This window comes from Leisingera sp. G5_S3_59_S7 (assembly GCF_054968485.1).
In genome coordinates, this window is the sequence record NZ_JBQKUH010000015.1 from 58,417 (window position 1) to 77,327 (window position 18,911).

Below are 18,911 nucleotides of genomic sequence, written 5' to 3' on the forward strand. Positions count from 1 at the left end.
AAACACAGGCGATGGCAGCTGGGGATGAATAGGTGTGGAACGCCCAACTTGATCTGACGTTCCTGCTCTTCAGGAGCGCAGACCTGGCGTGCAGCATGGGGGCAGTCGCCATCACCAGCATGGCATTGCCTTTCGCCGGTTCCAAAACTCGAACCTCAGTGAGGCCTGCACAGCCCTGCAAATTGTCCGCAGCTCCTGACGGCCTTGCAGGCTTGCTGCAGCACGGTCCTGCCTACCGGTTCGAGAGGGGCTTACAAGTGTGCCTGCAGACCGCGGCCGCACGGGACCGAAAGCCCCTTTTTGGTGCTTCACTTGCATGCGGCGGCGCATATACCGGGAACAGGACCGGTTTCGAACTGGCCGGACCACCTCTCCCGCTGAACGATTTTCTAAGGTCCAGGAAATGTGCCGCATCAGATCTTTCTGATCTCTGTGAGCGTATCAGAGCCTTTTTGCCTGCTCGTCATGCCGCCGGCTGGCAGGAAGGCCCGCTTGCGGTCCTGAACTGGTGTGACACCGTAGAATTTGCGGTAGTGCAGTGTCAGGGTGGAGGAACTGGCATAGCCGACCGCATTGGCGATGCCGGAGACTGGCTCCCAGGAATAAAGCACCATTTGCCGGGCAGCTTCCAGGCGCTGGCGCCGGTAGTATTCTCCGGGGCTCAGACCCGTGGCGGCGCGGAAGCTGCGCTCCAGCTGGCGCGGGGAAATGCCGGCCATCCGCGCCACATCACGGATGCAGACCGGAGTTCCGAAGTTTTTAGAGAAGATTGACATCGCCTCCTTTACGGCGGGCGGCATCTGGTCGACCGTGCGATCGCTTTGCAGCACGGGGACCTTTTGCCGGGCGCTGCCGTTGCGGATGACCGGGTGCTGGAACAGGCAGGCAACCTCGCTCATGGCGTCCGCGCCGAGGGCGCAGCCGATCAGTTCAAGCGACAGATCGAACATGGCGGTGGCGCCCGAAACCGTGTGAAGACAGCCATCGCGCACGATCAGCCGGTCCACGGCGGTGCAGTTGGGGAAAGCGGCTTCGAAGGCGCTTCGGTAGCACCAATGAACCGCGCAGCGCCGCCCGGCCAGGACACCGCTGCGGGCCAGCGGGAAGACGCCGCCGGAAACCGCACCGAGGGTCACGCCATGGCGTGCCAGGTAGCGCAGGCGTCCAGGGCTTGAGACCGGATTCGCGAATTCGGCCTCCGGCCCGGACAGCAGAAACAGGCAGTCGAGCCCTTCTGTCTCCGCAAGGCTTGCATCTGCTGGAAAAAGGACCCCGGCAGAAGCTGCTGCGTCCTCGCCGGTTTCGGTTGCCAGGGACCAGGAAAACACCTGGCACCCGGCAATTTCATTGGCGGCACGCAGCGGCTCTATTGCCGAGGTCAGGCAGGCCATGGGAAAGCCTGGAAACAGCAGAAAGCCTATGCGGGTGCGGGGCGCGGGTCCAAAGTTGTTGGAATGGATCGTCATGGTTTTACTCCAGCCCCAGCGCTTGTTTCTTGGACTGCGCCCATGTGGTCACAAGGTGGTCCACCATCAGCCCCATGAAGGCAACGGCAAGACCCAGTACCAGACCTTTGCCCACATCGGTGGAGGACAGAGCACGCTGCATTTCCTGCCCCAAGTCCTGAGTGCCTATGAAGGCGGCGATGATCACCATGAACAGCGAGAACATCACCGACTGGTTGACCCCGACCATGATGGTCGGCAGCGCCATCGGCAGGCGTACGTTCCACAAGGTCTGCATCCGGGTGGCGCCTGACATACCCGCAGCCTCGATCAGGGTTTCGGGCACCTGCCGCAGGCCCTCAATCGTGTAGCGCACCAGCGGCACAGCGGCGAACAGGACCACGGCGCCGATCACCGCCACATCATTGACGCCGAACAGCATGACCACCGGGATCAGGTAGATGAAGCTGGGGAAGGTCTGCAGCGTGTCGCAGATCAGCAGTGCCAGGGCGGCGCGTTTCCCGTGAAACGATCCCCAGATGCCCAGCGGAAAGCCGATCACGGCAGCAATCGAAACGGCGACCACGACGGTGTAGACGGTGATCATGGCGCGGTCCCACCAGCCGGACATGGCGATCAGGCCGAAGAAGGCAAGGCACACCAGGGCAGAGCGCAGTCCGCCGATGGCCCAGCCGGCGGCGGCCAGCAGCGCCAGCACTGCGGCGTAGGGCATCCACAGGAAGGCATCGCGGATCGGGATCAGCACCCAAGTGATCAGGAACCAGCGCAGCCACTGGGTGACTGGGTCGATCAGCACGATGAACCAATCTGCAACCGCATCAATCGGTTTGGAGATGGTGAAGGCGTCGCGGCGGCCAATCTGATCCATCAGCGGGATGAACTGTGCCAGCACGAGGCAGGCCAGCGACAGGCCGAGACCCAGCAGCAGGAACTTGTTGCGCTCGGCAAAGGAGGTGCCTTTCTCGAAATGCTCGGGCTGTTTGGTCGCCCAGGCCTTGGTGCAGCGGTCCAGCATCACTGCCAGCAGCACGATGGTGATGCCGATCTCGACAGAGCGGCCGATTTTGAGCGCCTGCAGCAGCTGAAGCAGCTTTTGCCCCAGGCCCGGCATGCCGATGAAGCTGGCCAGAACCACCATGGCGAGGCACTGCATGATCACCTGGTTCACGCCGACCAGGATCTCGCTCCGCGCTGTTGGAATGCGCACATGGCGCAGCAGCTGCCAGCGGGTAGAGCCGCACATATGGCCGCTTTCGATCACCTCATGCGGGACCTTGCGCAGGCCCAAGAGCGACATGCGGATCATCGGCGGCACCGAGAAGATGATGGTAACGATGGCGCCTGCCTTGGGGCCGACGCCGATGAAGACAACTACCGGAATCATATAGGCAAAATGGGGCAGGCTTTGCGCGATGTTGAGGATGGGGTTCAGGATCCGCTCGAAGGCCCTGGAACGCCAGGCGAGGATGCCCATGACCAGCCCGAACAGGATCGAGAAGGGCGCGGCGACAACGATCACCGAGAGCGTTTCCATCGCCCATTTCCACTGCCCCATGACGGCAATCCAGACAAAGGTGCCGCCGGTCAGCAGCGACAAGCGCCAGCCTTGCAGCGCATAGCCGATGACAAATCCGATACTGGCGATCACGGTCCACGGGATCGGGCCGATGCGCGGCCAGCGGTTCTTGCCATAAAGCAGGTTGGCAGTCACATCGAGCAGCCATTCCACCCCATCGGCAAAGGCGCGGGTCAGGTACAGAAGTCCCATGTCATCGCGAAGAAAGGCAAAAATCGCATTGATCCAGTCGGCGAAGGGCAGGATCAGCCACTCCGGCGGCCGCACCAGCCCGGCAGGTAAAAACGTGTTGGCGGCGGCTAGAACGCAAGCCGCAGCAAAGATTGCCCAGCCGGTTTTGGCGCGTGTCCAGGTGTGGGGCTTCCCGGATAGTACCATGGTCTGATCCGTCATGAGGCCTCTCCCAGCAGCACGTCCAGCGCCTCCTGCCGGCTTATGGCGCCGATCAGGCTGCCGGCACTGTTGGCAACGGGCAGGAAGTCGCGACTGTCATTGACCAGCAGGCGGGCCAGTTCAGAGATGGTCTGTTTCTCTCCGATTGGCGCTCCGGTCAGGTTGTGTCCGTTCACGTCGCGGGCCAGAACGCCTGCGTGGACAACGCGTGACTTCTCGATTTCCTCGGTAAACTTGGCGACGTACTCGGTGGCGGGGTTCAGCACGATCTGATCGGGTGTATCGCACTGCTCGACCACGCCGTCCTTCATGATGGCGATGCGGTCTGCAAGGCGCAGCGCCTCGTCAAAGTCGTGGGTGATAAAGACGATGGTCTTGCCCAGCATCTCCTGCAAGCGGAGAAATTCGTCCTGCATCTCTCGGCGGATCAGCGGGTCAAGTGCTGAGAATGGTTCGTCCAGAAACCAGATATCCGGTTCGATCGCCAGGCTGCGGGCAATGCCGACGCGTTGCTGTTGACCGCCCGACAGTTCACGCGGAAAGTAGTCCTCGCGCCCTGACAGGCCGACCAGTTCGATCACTTCCAGTGCGCGGGCGCGGCGTTCGTGGCGGTCCTGGCCGCGCATTTCCAGCGGGAAGGCGACGTTATCCAGAACGGTGCGGTGGGGCAGCAGGCCGAAGCTCTGGAATACCATGCCCATCTTGTTGCGGCGCAGGTCAATCAGCTCCTTCTCGGACATTTCGCCGATGTTCTGGCCCTCGACCCGGACCTCGCCGCCGGTGATGCCGATGAGCCGTGACAGGCAGCGCACGAAGGTCGACTTGCCAGAGCCAGACAGCCCCATAATCACCAGCATCTCCCCCTTGGCGATATCCAGCGACACATCCCGCACAGCGGCGATGTAGCCGGCCTGGCGGATTTCATCAAAGCCCGGGTTGCCGGTCAGCGACTTCAGGTACTGCTCCGGATTGGCGCCAAACAGCTTCCAGACGTTTTTGCAGGAAATGACGGGGGTGGCGGCGGTCATGGCTTAACTTTCTTTGGCAAAGACGCCGGGGCAGCGGACCGCCCCGGCTGGTTGGCGGGATGTGCGGAGCTCAGGAACCGGTCCAGGGTTTCCAGAGATCCTCATTGGCCTCCAGCCATTCAGCAGCCGCGTCCTCGGGTTCCATCTCGTCAATGTCGACCAGTTTGGCCATCTCGGCGATCTGCGGGTTTGTGAAGCTGATTTGGGTCAGCGTTTCATAAGCCGCCGGCCACTTGTCCTTCATGCCGTCCCAAGCGGCCTTTTTGAGGTAGCCGTTCGCAGGGTTGCCGCAGTCATAGGTGGCGTTGGGGTTCGGGCCGACAGAGGGGTCCTTGTCGCAACCCTCAACCCAGGTGGGGAACTCGACGAATTCACCCGGCCAGACGGCCTCGGCAAAGTTCGGGGTCCAGTTGAAAATCACCACCGGCCGCTTGGTTTTCTCCGCCGCGGCCACTTCGGCCCAGAGCGCCGAAGCCGACCCTGCATTCACCACGGTGAAATTCATGTCCAGCGCCTCAACCCGCTCTGCGTCATGCTTGAGCCAATCGACAGGCCCCCCCAGAAAGCGGCCCTTGTCGCCGGTCTCAGGCGTGGCAAAGACGGCGGCGCACTCGTTCAGGGCTTGCCAGTCCGGCAGGCCGGGGCAGGCCTCCTTGGTCCAGGCCGGATACCACCAGTCCTCGCGGGTGACGGCGTTGTGGTCGCCTGCGTCACGCAGGCCGCCCTTGGCCAGTGCTTCGTTGAAGGACTTGCCGAAGGCGCCCTCCCAAACCTCCAACTCCAGCGTGACGTCGCCCAGCCGCACCGATTCATAAACCGCCTGGCTGTCGGTCGAGACATATTCGACATTGTTGCCCATCGACTCGAAGATCTGGCCGACCACGTGGCTCATCACGATCTGGCTCGACCAGTTGTGGACCGGGATTATGATGGGGTCCGGGGAGTCTTCTGCCATTGCCATCGGGGCCGCCATGGTCAAGGCCGCTGCAGTGGCCAAAAGGTATTGCCGGTATTTCATGTGTGTCTCCCTGTTGTCGCAGCCCGGGTCCTGATGGCCTGAGCCTTTGTCGCGGTCTGAAAGCCTGGCTTTCGGGGAGGGAGGCTAGGGCGCGGATGTGAACAGGTCAGCCCGGCGGGATGAACAGGCTGGCAGTTCATGTTAAAATTTGTTAACCGGTGGGAAAGTTTCGCGAAGGGCACCGAAGGCATGGCGCATATACTGATCATCGAGGACGAGCCGGTCACGCGGGCCACCCTCGCCAGTTATCTGGATGCGCAAGGGTATTGTGTTTCGCAGGCCGAAACTGCGGAAAAAGCGGAAAAAATACTTGAAGGGCAGGAGGTTGACCTGCTGCTGGTCGACATTAACCTGCCGGGCAAGGATGGTTTGCAGATCACTCGCGAACAGCGGGCCAAGTCAGAGATGGGAATCATTCTGGTAACCGGCCGGGATGATGAAATTGACCGTATTGTCGGACTGGAACTTGGTGCGGATGATTATGTTTGCAAGCCTTTCAACCGGCGTGAACTGCTGGCGAGGCTCAAGAATCTGTTACGGAGAACACAGGATATCCGGCGCCTGTCCCGGCGGATCTACAAGTTTGGCAAATTCCAATTCGACGTGGCTGCGCGGCATCTGCAGACCGCCGAGGGCGACAGTATTCCGCTGACCCGGGCCGAGTTCGAAGTGCTGGACATGCTGGTCAGCCGGGCGGGGGAGGTGGCCTCGCGCGATGCGCTGATGAGCCGTGTCACGCACCGGCAGTACGGCGGCAACCCCCGCACCGTGGATGTGCTGATCCGGCGATTGCGCAGCAAGCTGGAGGAAGACCCGGCCAACCCGAGGCTGATCAGCACTGTGCATGGAGAAGGCTATGCCTTCACGGCGCCTTTGGCCTGACGGCTTCGCAGTCGCGCAGCACCGCTGCCAGCGCGTTCAAGACCTGCGGCACCAGGCGGTTCAGCGTGTCCAGCAGATCCCTGGCTTGGGACAGGTCGCCGTTTCCGGCCCGTTTCTCGAGGTCAGACAGCAGTGATACCAGATCCCGCTGGCCGAATGTGCCGGCCGCCCCTTTGGCCCGGTGCGCTTCTTTTGCCAAGGCCGCGCAATTCTGGGTTTCCAGCGCGGTGCCCATGCGGTCGAGGCTTTGCGGCAGTTCGCGCTCGAACAGCCGCGCGATGTCCAGCGTTTGGGCCGCACCGAGGTCTTGAATGTTGTCGTGCATCTGCTGCCGGAGGGTGTCGTAACGGTCCGTCTGGCCGGGGGCCGCGTGCCGGGCGGACAAATAGACCGCCCCCTCATGGCCGCGCATGACACTGTCCAAGGCCTTGGCCAGGCGTTCGGGCGAGACTGGCTTGGCGACAAATCCGTTCATGCCGGCCTGCAGGTGGGTTTCGATCTGTTCCTCCTGAACATGCGCTGAAATGCCGATAACCGGAAGCTCGGCGAGCCGCGGATCCGGCAAAGCCCGCAAGCGGCGAGTGGCGTCGGTTCCGCTGATCCCGGGAAGGTTCACATCCATCAGCACGAGGTCGAAACAGGAGACTTGCAGCAAGTCCAGCGCCTCCTCCGCACTGCCAACACAATGGCAGCTGTGGCCCATGCGCTCCAGATAGCCGCGGGCGACCATCTGATTGATCTCATTGTCCTCCACCACCAGAACGGACAAAGCGTTTTCAGCCCGTGCCACCGTGGCAGGAGGCTCCTCCGGTGCCAGATCAGCCGGATCGCCAGGTTCCAGATCCAGGGAGAGGGTGAAAACGGACCCCACGCCCACGGTGCTTTCCAGCGAGAGCCGGGCACCGATGGCGTCGGCGAAATGCCTGCTGATCGCAAGCCCCAGACCGGTGCCGCCGAACTTGCGCGCAGTGTCAGTGTCTTCCTGTTCGAAGGCCTCGAAAACCCTCAGCTTGGCTTCATCCGAGATACCCTTGCCGGTGTCGCTGACCTCAAATGCCACCCTGTGATGCCCGCGGGTTGCGCCATTGGACCGGACCCGCAGGATCACTTCGCCGTCATTGGTGAATTTCAACGCGTTGGACAGTAGGTTGAACAGAATCTGCCGCAGCTTGGCCGCGTCGCCCTGTACGACATCGGGCAGTCCTTCCGGGGCGTCTAGCCAGAGATGTACGCCCTTGGCATCAGCACCGGGGCGCAACAGAACGACGATGTCGGTCACCAGGTCGCGCAGCGAAAAAGTTGTGATCTCAGGCGACAGCGCACCGCTTTCGATCTTCGAGTAGTCCAAGATGTCGTTCAGGATTTTCAGCAAGTTCTGGCCGGAGGTCAGCGCCGCCCGCAGCCGCTCCATCTGCCGGGGCGGCAGGCCATCCTCCGAAAGGCTGCGAAGCATCCCCAGCACCCCGTTCATTGGTGTGCGGATTTCGTGGCTCATCATGGCAAGAAATTCGGATTTCGCTTGATCTGCAGCTTCCGCCTTCTGCCGGGCCTCGTCATGGGCTTCGACTTCCTCCTGCAGGCGCTCGGTTTGCTCATTCACAAGGGCCTGGAGGTTGTTACGGTGCTCCCTGAGTTCTTGTTCGTTGCGGTCCCGCACCTGTTCGAGTTCCAGCTTTTCGATTGCTTGCTGGCGGAAGACTTCGACGGCCTCCTCCATCCGCGCGATTTCATCCTGCCCGCGGGGCCGCACCGGATGGTCCAGCTGCCCCCGCATAAGCGCCGCCATGGTGCCGGAGAGTCGGTCGAGGCGGCGGGTGATACTGCCGCGCACAAAGAACCACAGCACCGCTAGCGACAGGACAAAACCGGCGGCTGCAGCAAAGCCGTTGCGCAGCTGCGCCTGCTGCACGTCCAAGGCGGCGGCATTGCCCGACTGGATGGCCCGCGCTTGCGCCTGATCCGCCACGACTGCGGCCTCGTCGCCAAGTCGCAGCGCGGTATCCTGCAGTTCCTGTTTCAACGCGGTTATGCGGTTTTCGGTAGCGAGGATACGGTCCCTCAGCACAAATAGCCCTGTTGCAGCATCTGGAACGCTCCGCAGCTGTGCAGCATGACCTTCAGCCTGCTGCCGCCGCCCGGGGTCGCGAATAGCCTTGATCCGGCGCGAAACAATCCTCAGCCGGCTGATAAGTGACGCCTCGATTTCGCCCAGCTCCGTTTCGCTGGCGGCGTCTTCGATCCGGTTGATCAGCAGCCCGATTTCCGCTGTTTGCGAGCGCAGCTCGAACATCAGGCCCAGCTGAAACAAGTCGACCTCAAGCAGCTTGTCCAGCGTGTCGGTGCGTGCTTGCTCCTCAGCGGTTGAGGAACCGGGGCCGTAAAGGCTGGAAATCACGGCTGTTGTGCCCATTTCGGCATTGGCCACCAAAGTATCTGCCATGCTGAGCAAATTATTCGCAGCCGTCAGGTTGCGGTCTGCAAGCTGTTTGAACTCCTCGCGCAGCGAAATGCGCGCCTCAACCAGATCGTTCAGGAGGGACAATACGCGGGCGGCATCGCTCACCGTCGCCCGCAACCGAGACGAGCCCGGTCCCCCGGCCTGCTCCAGCGCGTCGAGCCGCGCTGTCAGGGCATCCACCTGATCGGCCAGAAAGCGGGCACGCTTTGCACGTTCAGCCTGGGAGCCGACGGCGGCCAGTTCGGGGGCAATAGCAATGATGCGGGTGCTTTCTTCAGCCATGCCGCGCACCTCGGCAATGGCGGGGATGGTTTGGCTGATCACGTCTGCCTGACGGTGTGCCAGCGTTCTCAACTCGACCAGTCCCAGGATACCGGCAAGGGTTGGAAGACCCGCAATAACTATGAATGCGAGGCTCAATTTGCCGCCGAGACCGAGCTTTCCTAACATCCATGGACTTTCGCGCGCATTTAGCTGCGGTGCAATTTTGAATTTCCCTTTTGCACCCCGCTGCCTATCTTTGGCGGCAGGAAGGGGAACGCATGCGCGCAGTCTGGGTCTTGGTACTTGCAATGCTTTGCACGACGGCGGCCGCGGAATCATGGCGCCTGCAGGTGCCCCGGACGCCGTTCAGCTATGAAGGCGGGTACGCTGTGGCGGATTACCTTCCGTTGGAAAAAGCCGCCCGTGCGTGGCGGTTGTGCGTCGCCTATCCGCATCTGAAGGACGCCTACTGGCTGAGCGTCAACTACGGCATGGTCGCCGAGGCGGAACGGCTGGGCGTCTCCTTCCAGCTGGTCGAGGCCGGGGGGTATCCCAACTTGCAGCGGCAGATCCGCCAAGTAGAAGACTGCGTGGCAGCCGGGGCGGATGCACTGGTCCTTGGCACGGTGTCCTTTGACGGGCTTACCAGCACGGTTGAACAGATTTCGGAGACGGTTCCCGTGATAGCGGCGGTGAATGACATCGCGGATGCCGGGGTCTCCGCCAAGGTGGGAGTGTCTTGGACGGAAATGGGCGCCGTCGCAGGGCGGGTGATTGCAGAGCGGCACCCCAAAGGCACGGCACCGGTGAAAGTCGCTTGGTTTCCGGGTCCGCGGAATGCAGGCTGGGTTAAGTTTGTTGAGCAGGGCTTTCGCTCGGCGCTGGAGGAAAGCTCGGCAGTGGTTGCGGTGACGAAGTACGGAGACACTGGCCGGGAAATTCAGGTGCGGCTGGTGGAGGAAGCGCTCGATGAGACCGGTGACCTCGATTACATTGCCGGGTCCGCGCCAGCAGCCCAGGCCGCCGTCTCGGTCCTGCGCGCACGGGGGTTGCAGGGCAAGGTGCGAGTGGTTTCGGATTACATGACCCACGCCGTTTATCGCGGGGTATTGAGAGAGCGCATCATTGCGGCGCCGACAGATTTTCCGGTGCTGCAGGGGCGGCTGGCTATTGAGATGGCCGTGCGGGCTATCGAAGGAAAACTGCAAGTGAAACATGCCGGGCCGGAGATCTTCGTGCTCGATGGAAACAGCATTGGCGCCGACGTTTTGGAGCAGTCCCTGGCGCCGGCAAGTTTTGTGCCAGTGTTCGACTTCCGCCCCCAGCACTGACCGTGCCTTGGGCAGTGATACGGCTGGAAAGGCTGTTTTGTTGACCCGCAACGCGAGATCCAGCATCCTTGGGCAGAGTGTGCCGGCGGCCAAGCTGCTGTCGGCAGCCCATCCCCGGCGGTCGTGATAGTGAGGCCTGCCCCATGCCTAAAGCGCAGAACAAGGGATATACACTGGACACCCACCGGCTGTGCGATCCCGCACAGACGCTGGCAGCGGTCAGGCCGCATCTTGCTGAAATGGGTATCACACGCATTGCCAACCTGACCGGCCTGGACCGCGTCGGCCTGCCCACGGTGATGGTGACCCGGCCCAATTCCCGCTCTGTCGCGGTGGCGCTGGGCAAGGGGCTGACGCTGGAGGCGGCGCAGGCCTCCGGCGTGATGGAGGCGGTTGAAACCTGGCACGCAGAGCGGATCACCCGGCCATTGCGCGTGGCCAGCTATGCGGACCTGCAGCAGGAAGCGCGGGTCGCGGATGCGGAGCGCCTGCCAAGGGTGACAGGAGGCAGCTTTGATCCCCATCGCCCCGTGTTGTGGGTGGAGGGCGTGGACCTTGTCACAAATGAAGCTCACTGGCTGCCCTTTGAAATGGTGGACACCGATTACACCGCGCGGCCTTGCGGCGGGCAGGGGGCCTTTCCGCGCACAACCAACGGGCTGGCCTCAGGCAACAGCCTGGCAGAGGCCACTTGCCACGCCATCTGCGAACTGATCGAACGGGATGCGATCACCCTGTGGCACCAGGCTACGCCCGGCCCGCGGATCGACCCGTCGGCAATTGAGGTTCCGCGCTGCCGCGAAGCCTTGGAGCGGTTGGAGTGCGCCGGTCTGCGGGCGGGTATCTGGAACATAACCTCAGACATTGGCGTGGCCGCGTTTCATTGCATGATCTGCGAGGGCGGCACCCGGCCCGGCCACATCGGGATAGGCAGCGGCTGCCACCCGGACCGGAATATCGCCCTGTTGCGGGCACTGACGGAGGCGGCGCAGACCCGGCTGACCTATATTTCCGGCGCCCGCGATGATCTGGATCCGGAAGAGTTCACACCGCAGGCTTCGGCCGAACGCACGCAATATGTCCGCAGCCTGCTGGACCAGACGAAGGCAACCGCCCGGTTAGAGGACTGTCCGGATTGTTCCTCCACTACATTCGAAGAGGATCTGTCCAGGATTTTAAGTAAGCTGGCGCGGGCCGGAATGCGGCAGGTTCTGACTGTCGACCTGTCACGCCCGGGGTTGGGGGTTGCCGTGGTGCGCGCGGTGATCCCGGGGCTGGAAGCGCCGCATGACGATCCCGATTTTGTCCCGGGACCGCGGGCGCTGGCCGCCGGGGAGAGCCGGCCATGACAGCAGTGGTCTTTGCCGGCCCGACAATCGGGTCAGAAGAAGTGGCGGCTTACATCGAGGCTTCGGTGCTTCCCCCGGCCGCTCAGGGCGACATATACAGGGCTGCCAGGCAAGGCGCCAAGGCCATCGGCTTGATCGACGGGTATTTCGAAGGGGTGCCCTCCGTCTGGCACAAGGAAATCCTCTGGGCGCTGGAACGAGGGATCGCGGTGTTTGGCAGCGCCAGCATGGGGGCGCTGAGGGCGGCTGAGCTGTCCTCTTTCGGTATGATTGGTGCCGGCAGTATTTTTGAGGCCTACGCCAACGGCTCGATAATTGACGACGATGAGGTCGCGGTGCTGCACGGCCCGGCAGAGCTGGGGTTCGCGCCGCTAAGTGAACCGATGGTCTCGATCCGGGCCACGGTTGCGCGGGCAGAAGGCGACGCGGTGCTGGATGCGGATCAGGCGGCAGCCTTACTGGATGCTGCCAAGATGCGGTTCTACCAGCACAGGGTCTGGGACCAGATACTGGCAGAGTTTCAGGCCGCGCCGTGGTGCGACAGATTTAAGGCCTGGCTGAAGTCCGGGCGGGTGGATGCCAAGCGGGACGATGCGCGGGAAATGCTGGCGCAAATGGCGGCTTATCTGAATGAGGGTCGTGAAACCGGCCCGGCGCCGCGTCCAAAGGTCGAGCGCACGCTTGCCTGGCAGACCCTGGTCCGGCGCATCGAGGCGGAGGCACACCGTTTGCAGGCGGAAGACCGGCAAGTTCTGGATGAGTTGCGGCTGAATCCTGAGCGCTATGAGGACTTCCGCACCCGCGCATTGCTGCGCCATCTGGCCTTGCAGGAAGCACGCAACAGCGGCCGCACAGCGGAGCGGGAAACTCTGGCTGCTCAAATGTCGGCGCATCGCGAGTCGCTGGGACTGTTCAGCAGCAGCAGCCTGCGCCGGTGGCTGGACGACAACGGGCTGTCTGCAGCGGCCTATGAGGACTGGCTCGGTGATGCGGCTCTTGCCGGGAGCGTCGCGGGCCCGCTGAACGGACAGCTGGCCCCTCATCTGCTGGCGGAACTGCGGCAGGCAGGCGCCTATGCCGGGCTGAAATCGCGAGCGATGTCAAAGGAGCGTTACTTGGACGCGCAAGACCCCCCGTCCGGACCTGTGACCGAGCAGGAGCGCCTGCCGCTGGCGGTCTGGTATTTTGAAACGCTGCTGCAGCGGGACATCCCGGACAGGCTGGACGAATACCTGGAGTCAATTGGCTGCCGCAGCCGCGATGAATTCTTTGAGCTGATCCGGCAGGAATTCATGTATCATCAAGGGTGCAAAACACGGCCAGAACAAAAAAGCCGGGAATAGGCAGGGCCATCGGCAAGGCCTCCGCAGATCGGGAGGACCGCATGGACGACCCTTATGAAATGGCGGAGGAAGCGCCCGGCACGCGCTTTTTGCTGTTTCCGCAATCCCCGTTCCGGACGGCAGAGCCGGAGCTGGAGCTGGTTGAGATATCCGCGCCTCCCGGCACGCTCGGGCCGGGGCCGTCGGGTCCGCGGATGTATGTGGTCAACCCGTCGGGAAAGACCATTCCTTTTGGCGCCATCGTCCCGGGGCCATCCGGGCCGGGCATGTACCTGCCGCCCTGGCACGGGCAGGTTCATCCGCCGCCGGAACCGGATGAAGACGGTCACTTTGTTCATATTCTGCCTTCGGACCCCGGATTCGAGGCGGCGCATCTCTTTGCCTCGGCCCATTTCACCCTGGATGTGTGGGAAGAATACTTCGGGCATCCGATCCCTTGGCATTTTGCCCGCGACTATGACCGGCTGGAACTGTCCCTGCTGCCGAGCCTGGACAACGCCCACATCGGCTGGGGCTTTTTGGAAACCGGCGGCACCAGCGAGCACGGCGGCGAGTACCGCGCCTACAGCCTGAATTTCGATGTTGTCGCGCATGAAGTCGGCCATGCCATCATTTACAGTGTTGTCGGAATGCCGGTGTCCGAGGATGTGTCGGGAGAGTATTACGGCTTTCACGAATCCGCAGCGGATATGGTGGCGCTGATTGCCTCGCTGCATTTCGGCTCTGTGGTCGAGGAGCTGCTGGAAAGCACCAGCGGCAATCTTTACACCTTCAACCAGCTGAACCGCTTTGCCGAGCTTGCCGGAAATGCGCAAATCCGGATGGCGGCCAATACCAGAACATTGCAGGAATTTGCGCGGGGCTGGAGCAGCGAGCATGCGCTGTCCGAGCCCCTGACGGGTGCAATGTTCGATATTCTGGTCGACATCTTCCACGAGCGGCTGCTGGTGCATGACCTGATCACGCCGGAAATGGAGGATCTGTCCGACCACCTGGAGGAAAGCCCCTATTACGGCGATGTGATGCAAGAGCTGTTCAATGCACGCTATGCGCTTGATCCTGACGGGTTCCGCATCTCTTTTCTCGAAGCGCGGGACTTTTTGGGCGCCTATCTGGCGGCGGCCTGGAGCATGCTGGAGGCAGAAACCCTCACCTATGCGGCAGTGGGGGAGGCGCTGCTGGCGGTGGACCGCGAAACAACCGGGGGTGCCTTCGAATCGATTATCGCTGGCAACTTCAGAATGCGCGGGATTGGCCTGTTCGAGGCCGGGCCGCGTCTGGCCGAAGCGGATGAGGACAGCCACGCGCATTCGGTGCGGACACGGGTGCCGGGTGAAGGCATGCCCTGATGGCTGTAATTTCTATTCTTTTTGTGCTACTTTCACCCTCAGGGGGACTTTTCCGGAAAATGGAGTGGCGCCGATTGCGCCCGCGGAAATGCGAAAAGATCTTCTGGTGTTGTTTCCATAGCCACGGGAGTGTGCACGGTGGCCGAGTCTTTACTGAGTTTTTCTGAAGTGCTGTTATTTGGACGTCTGGTCGAAGACATAAAAATCGTCCCTAAATTCGCTGGCGCCATTGTTGGCACGGTCAATAATGTACAGAACCTGAGTGGTACGTCAGTGAACGGTGAATCGCTCGCGCCGGGTGACAAGGTTCTGGTGATGGCGCAGACCAATAAGGGGCAAAACGGCCTCTACAAAGTTGGCAGCGGCGAAAACAATCCTTGGGAAGATCAGCAGCAGTTCCCGAAAGGAACCATTGTTGAAATTGCCCACGGACCCCGCCAGGGCTTGTGGAAACAGGTCGGCGATTACAGCGCGGGACAGCAGGAGTTTACCCGGGCCGGAAAGCGGCAGCAAAGAAGCCGGGGCCGCAACAACCTCTTGGCTGATCAGCTGAGTGATGATGCGAAACTCGCACGTATCTACGGGTTTTCATATGAAGGCACGTATTTCGAGCTGCCGGAACCAGTGATTTTCCTGGTGCATGGCGACGGCGAAAGTGCGACAGCTGATAACGCGCCTCAGGATCAGGCTGCCCGTGCTCCTTTGGATCCTTCCGTGACCGGGGTTGCCTCAGCGGAATACCAGATCGCAAACGACATCCGGGTCTGGGACTATGACAAGGCCGATTATTCCATCCGCATGGACGTGATGACCGGTATGCTGGAACAGGTGCTGCTGGATGTCTATTTCGGCGGGGGCGGCCCTGATATCAGCGGCGCCAAGGTGAGCGGTGCCAAGGTCAGCGGGGCCAAGGTGAGCGGAGCCAAAGTCAGCGGGGCAAAAGTCAGTGGTGCCAAGGTCAGCGGCGCCAAGGCCCGCGGTTCAGGCGACTGACACCGTTTTCTGCAGCAGGATTGAACCTGAAGATCGCCGCGGAGCGCGCGCCGCGGGGCGGCCATGAAGTCCCGTCATTTGGACTTGGTCAAAACCCCGCCTTTTTGAGCCCTTCGACAAAATGCAGGGTGTCTTCCTCCAGCCGGTCGGGCTGCACCTTGGCCCAGCGGTCCAGTGAAAAATTTGGATGTGCTTCGCGGTGCCTGGCCGCCATGTTGCGGGCTTGGTCCATGTCCCCCAACTGCGCATAGCTGGCCGCAAGCATGCGCTGTCCTTCGGTCGGGTTATTCATCTTGGTTAGCGTGTCGATCACCGCATCATACTGTTTGAGGTTGTAGTAAGCGCCGCCCAGGTGCCACAGATACTGATCCGGGAAATACGGGTTGAGCCGCATCGCCTGCTGCAGGTTTCCGATCGCGGCTTGATTGTCGCCGGAATGGGCCAGCGCATCGGCGTAATCCGACAGCAGGTCTGCGTCATTGGGGTTCAGAGCCAGCGCACGCCGGTAGGCGCCGATCGCTGCATCATGCTCCTTGCGGTACAGATGCACAAAGCCAAGCTCGCCAAAGCCGCGGGCGTCTGTGGGATCCAGTTCTACCGCCCGCTGCGCATATGACAGGGCCGTATCCAGCGCGTGCTCGGCGTCCTTGGCCCAGGAATAGCGCCAATCGATATTCATGGTCCGGGAGATTGCAGCAGAGGCCCGGGCATAGTCCTGGTCGCGCGCCAGGGCGCGCTCATACAGCGTTTGTGCCTCGCGGTTGTCCTGTCTTGTGTAACGGAAGATATACTGCTGGCCGCGCAGCACATAGCCGTAAGCGGCCAGATCGGCGGGCGCCGTCTGTGCCATCCGCTTGCGCTCCTGGGCCTCGATCAGCACCGCAGTCGCGGCCACGATGGCGTCGGTCACCTCATCCTGAATGGCAAAGATATCGTCGATATTGCGGTCGTACCGTTCGCCCCAGATGGTGCGGCCGGTTTCCGCGTCGATCAGCTCCACGGCAATCCGGACACGGGCGGCGGCCCGCCTGACGCTGCCGCGGGCGACATAGCGTACCCCAAGTTCCCGGGCGGCCTCCTGCGGCGGCATGGTGGTGGCTTTGAAAAAGAAAGAGGAATTGCGGGCAATGACGAAGAGGTTCTTGAACTTGTACAAATTCAGAATGATGTCCTCCGTCAGCCCGTCGGCAAACCAGCTGTCGGACGGCTCACCGCCGAGGCTGGCAAACGGCAGCACGGCAACCGAAGGGATGCCGGGCGGCGGGCGGTGTGCCTGCTGGGTCTCCGGGCGCCGTGTTGCCGCCATGGCGGCACCAGCTACTTCGCTCCGGACGCAATAGGCGGCGACCGGCTCGGCAATATTCTTGAGCCGTTGCGGGCCGAGGAATTCAAAGCCGAAGCGCAGCCGATTGCGGATCTGCTCATAGACGGACGCGCTGACAAAGACTCGGCCGGGTTCCGCGATTTCCTGCAGCCGTGCGGCAATATTCACGTTATCCCCGTGGATGCCGCGGTCATCGACCAGGATTTCACCCATATGAACACCGGCCCGGAACCGCAGGTGCTGATCCTCCGGCCGTGTGTTGTTGCTCTGCTCGGCAATGCGGTGCAGCTCGACACCGAATTCCACGGCATTGGTAGCGGTTTCAAACAGGGCCAGGACCCCGTCGCCGCGGACAGCCACAACTTGCCCCTCATGCGCCTGGCAGGCCGTTTCCAGCTGTTCAAGGAGGGACTTCAGAGCGCTGTAGGTGTCGATCTCATCATTCCCCATCAGCCGGGCATAGCCGACAACATCGGCAAACAGCACCGCACCGAGCTGGCGCCGGACCGTTGTTGTCTTATTGTGGCCGCTCACAAGCTGTCCTCCTCCTGTGAGTGCGGGCTGAGGCCGCTGTTGCCGCCGCTCATCCTTCCGGCGCGTCTGCAGGGCCAGGCGGCCAAGCCCATCCGGCGGCTTCTGCGCCGCGGAAACTGACCCGCGGACCGGCGCCAAGCTCCTGCGCCAGCGTTTTGCGGCTGGCGTCCCATTCCTCCCGCAGGAGGCCTACGGTGACCATGTCAAAAAAACGGCCTTCTGCAAACCATGCGGCCCGCATCCGGCCCTCGGTGGCGAAACCGGCACGCGCTGTCAGCTGTTCGCTGCGGGTGTTGTCGGCCCGGTAGTACGATGTAACGCGATTTAGCCCGATCTGCCGGAAGGCAAAGTCCAAAAGCAGTGCCAGGGCCCGGATTCCAACACCCTGCCTGCGCCTGGATTCTTCGATGAACATGGCAATCACCGCATCACGGTTCACCGCCGAGATGCTCTCCAGGCCGGTGATGCCGCATAGCTCACCGGATTCTGTGGTGAGAGCAAACCAGCACTTGCTGGCGTTTGCCTTGGTATCGTTGAAAAGCTCCCACGCCTGCTCAAGTCCCGGCGCACTGAGCGGAACGCGGGTCGAGCGGTCGAAACAAGCCATGTCGGCAATGTTCTGAAGCCAGCAAGCGGCTGTGGTGAGGTCTTCTGTTTCCAGCGGTCTGAGCTGAAAACCTGCGGAGTTCCGGTCCGGCATCTGCCGCCCCTTTCGATTTTTGCAACGTGGGGCTCCCCCGGTATCCGGCCTGGCCGGGAAAGCGCAGTTAACAGACTTATACCACAACTCCGGGCAGCTTTGGGGGCGAAGGGGGCGGGGCATCGGAACAGCCCGGCAGCCTGCAGGCTCCAAGCCGAGAGTGGCGGCGAAGAAAAACAGTGACGGGCGTCTTTTAGGGTTGCGACTCTGCAGCGCTATGATTAAACCCCGCCGCAGTGGACCGATAGCTCAGCTGGATAGAGTACTTGACTACGAATCAAGGGGTCGGGGGTTCGAATCCTCCTCGGTCCGCCACTTCCTTTCTATAGAATGCCAAGCAAAACTGACCTTTCTGTCAGTTTGGTGACCCAGCTCCTGTTTTTTGCTCGCGGGTTCTGTTACGTTTGAATTGACTTCCTTCAGGAAAATCAGGGCTGATTTGCAGGTTCAATCGGCAAAGCCACCTGTTCCAGCCGAGCCATCATCGGCTATGAGCGCCAGGCTGGATTGCTGCGGGCGCAGTCGATCACGAACGGCCCGAAGCAGACACGATTCGAGCCGCGTTTGCTCTTCGCCTGTCATGCACGAAGGGCGGTTTGCGGACCTTCTCGGCAGGTGCGAGATCACGTGGTGCCATCTGAGGAAGCTGACATTCCGGCTTTCATTTAGTCCCATTTATTTCTGCGTCGCCGCAGGGCATCTCCGAGCCCAAACCGCCGGGTGCCGCGCAAGGAATGAACGTGTGAGAAGCGTGCAGAGCGGACATTGCCATGGCGAGGCCAGCCCCGTGAACAGGCATGCAGTTTTGACCCCGTAGCGGGGAAATCGGCGTCCAAAAATGGCTCTGACTCAGTTTTGGTGCAACTTCGGCCTCCCTCAGATCAGAGCGCTTGAACGAGCCGC

At 61.9% G+C, this 18,911-nt stretch carries 13 protein-coding genes and 1 tRNA gene; 7 read left to right on the forward strand and 7 right to left on the reverse strand.

Annotated elements, in window-relative coordinates:
* Positions 1 to 413 precede the first annotated feature (413 nt).
* The 4 genes from ACTRWG_RS09285 to ACTRWG_RS09300 form a co-directional block, all read right to left on the reverse strand.
* Complete coding sequence (locus ACTRWG_RS09285) at positions 414 to 1,466, reverse strand: GlxA family transcriptional regulator (protein ID WP_051357784.1); 1,053 nt, start codon at positions 1,464 to 1,466, stop codon at positions 414 to 416.
* Between the two features lie 4 nt (positions 1,467 to 1,470).
* On the reverse strand, positions 1,471 to 3,435 hold the full coding sequence (locus ACTRWG_RS09290) for an ABC transporter permease (RefSeq protein WP_027236243.1): 1,965 nt from the start codon (positions 3,433 to 3,435) through the stop codon (positions 1,471 to 1,473).
* Positions 3,432 to 4,463 (reverse strand): quaternary amine ABC transporter ATP-binding protein, encoded by a 1,032-nt coding sequence (locus ACTRWG_RS09295; protein ID WP_027236244.1) that lies wholly within the window; start codon positions 4,461 to 4,463, stop codon positions 3,432 to 3,434. Before ACTRWG_RS09295 ends, ACTRWG_RS09290 begins: the two co-directional genes overlap by 4 nt.
* A 70-nt stretch (positions 4,464 to 4,533) precedes the next feature.
* A complete protein-coding gene (locus ACTRWG_RS09300; RefSeq protein WP_027236245.1) occupies positions 4,534 to 5,481 on the reverse strand; it encodes an ABC transporter substrate-binding protein in 948 nt (315 codons plus the stop codon).
* Between the two features lie 189 nt (positions 5,482 to 5,670).
* Between ACTRWG_RS09300 and ACTRWG_RS09305 the strand changes: the two genes are divergently transcribed.
* Positions 5,671 to 6,363, forward strand: coding sequence for a response regulator (locus ACTRWG_RS09305; protein ID WP_027236246.1), 693 nt, complete (start codon positions 5,671 to 5,673; stop codon positions 6,361 to 6,363).
* Here the strand turns inward: ACTRWG_RS09305 and torS are convergent.
* The gene (gene torS, locus ACTRWG_RS09310) at positions 6,344 to 9,271 is read right to left on the reverse strand and encodes a TMAO reductase system sensor histidine kinase/response regulator TorS (protein WP_027236247.1); all 2,928 of its coding nucleotides are present in this window, start codon (positions 9,269 to 9,271) and stop codon (positions 6,344 to 6,346) included. The genes ACTRWG_RS09305 and torS overlap by 20 nt on opposite strands.
* Before the next feature lie 122 nt (positions 9,272 to 9,393).
* Here torS and torT point away from each other — a divergent pair, with 122 nt between their 5' ends.
* From torT to ACTRWG_RS09335, 5 genes are all read left to right on the forward strand, one after another.
* Positions 9,394 to 10,416, forward strand: a complete 1,023-nt coding sequence (torT, locus tag ACTRWG_RS09315) for a TMAO reductase system periplasmic protein TorT (RefSeq protein ID WP_154667844.1) — start codon at positions 9,394 to 9,396, stop codon at positions 10,414 to 10,416.
* 143 nt (positions 10,417 to 10,559) lie between these two features.
* On the forward strand, positions 10,560 to 11,765 hold the full coding sequence (locus ACTRWG_RS09320; RefSeq protein WP_027236249.1) for a YcaO-like family protein: 1,206 nt from the start codon (positions 10,560 to 10,562) through the stop codon (positions 11,763 to 11,765).
* Positions 11,762 to 13,108 carry a TfuA-like protein gene (locus ACTRWG_RS09325; RefSeq protein ID WP_027236250.1) on the forward strand — a complete coding sequence of 449 codons (1,347 nt, stop codon included), beginning with the start codon at positions 11,762 to 11,764 and terminating at the stop codon, positions 13,106 to 13,108. Before ACTRWG_RS09320 ends, ACTRWG_RS09325 begins: the two co-directional genes overlap by 4 nt.
* A 41-nt stretch (positions 13,109 to 13,149) precedes the next feature.
* Positions 13,150 to 14,457, forward strand: a complete 1,308-nt coding sequence (locus ACTRWG_RS09330; RefSeq protein WP_027236251.1) for a gluzincin family metallopeptidase — start codon at positions 13,150 to 13,152, stop codon at positions 14,455 to 14,457.
* 138 nt (positions 14,458 to 14,595) lie between these two features.
* Entirely contained in the window at positions 14,596 to 15,450 is an 855-nt protein-coding gene (locus ACTRWG_RS09335) for a pentapeptide repeat-containing protein (protein ID WP_027236252.1), read from the forward strand.
* 88 nt (positions 15,451 to 15,538) lie between these two features.
* On the opposite strand, the gene ACTRWG_RS09340 is transcribed toward ACTRWG_RS09335, so the two are convergent.
* Together ACTRWG_RS09340 and ACTRWG_RS09345 are read right to left on the reverse strand one after the other, a co-directional pair.
* A complete protein-coding gene (locus tag ACTRWG_RS09340; protein WP_027236253.1) occupies positions 15,539 to 17,308 on the reverse strand; it encodes an adenylate/guanylate cyclase domain-containing protein in 1,770 nt (589 codons plus the stop codon).
* A gap of 49 nt (positions 17,309 to 17,357) precedes the next feature.
* On the reverse strand, positions 17,358 to 18,008 hold the full coding sequence (locus ACTRWG_RS09345) for a GNAT family N-acetyltransferase (protein WP_027236254.1): 651 nt from the start codon (positions 18,006 to 18,008) through the stop codon (positions 17,358 to 17,360).
* Between the two features lie 238 nt (positions 18,009 to 18,246).
* Here ACTRWG_RS09345 and ACTRWG_RS09350 point away from each other — a divergent pair.
* Positions 18,247 to 18,323: transfer RNA gene (locus ACTRWG_RS09350), tRNA-Arg, on the forward strand.
* The last annotated feature ends 588 nt before the right edge of the window (positions 18,324 to 18,911 follow it).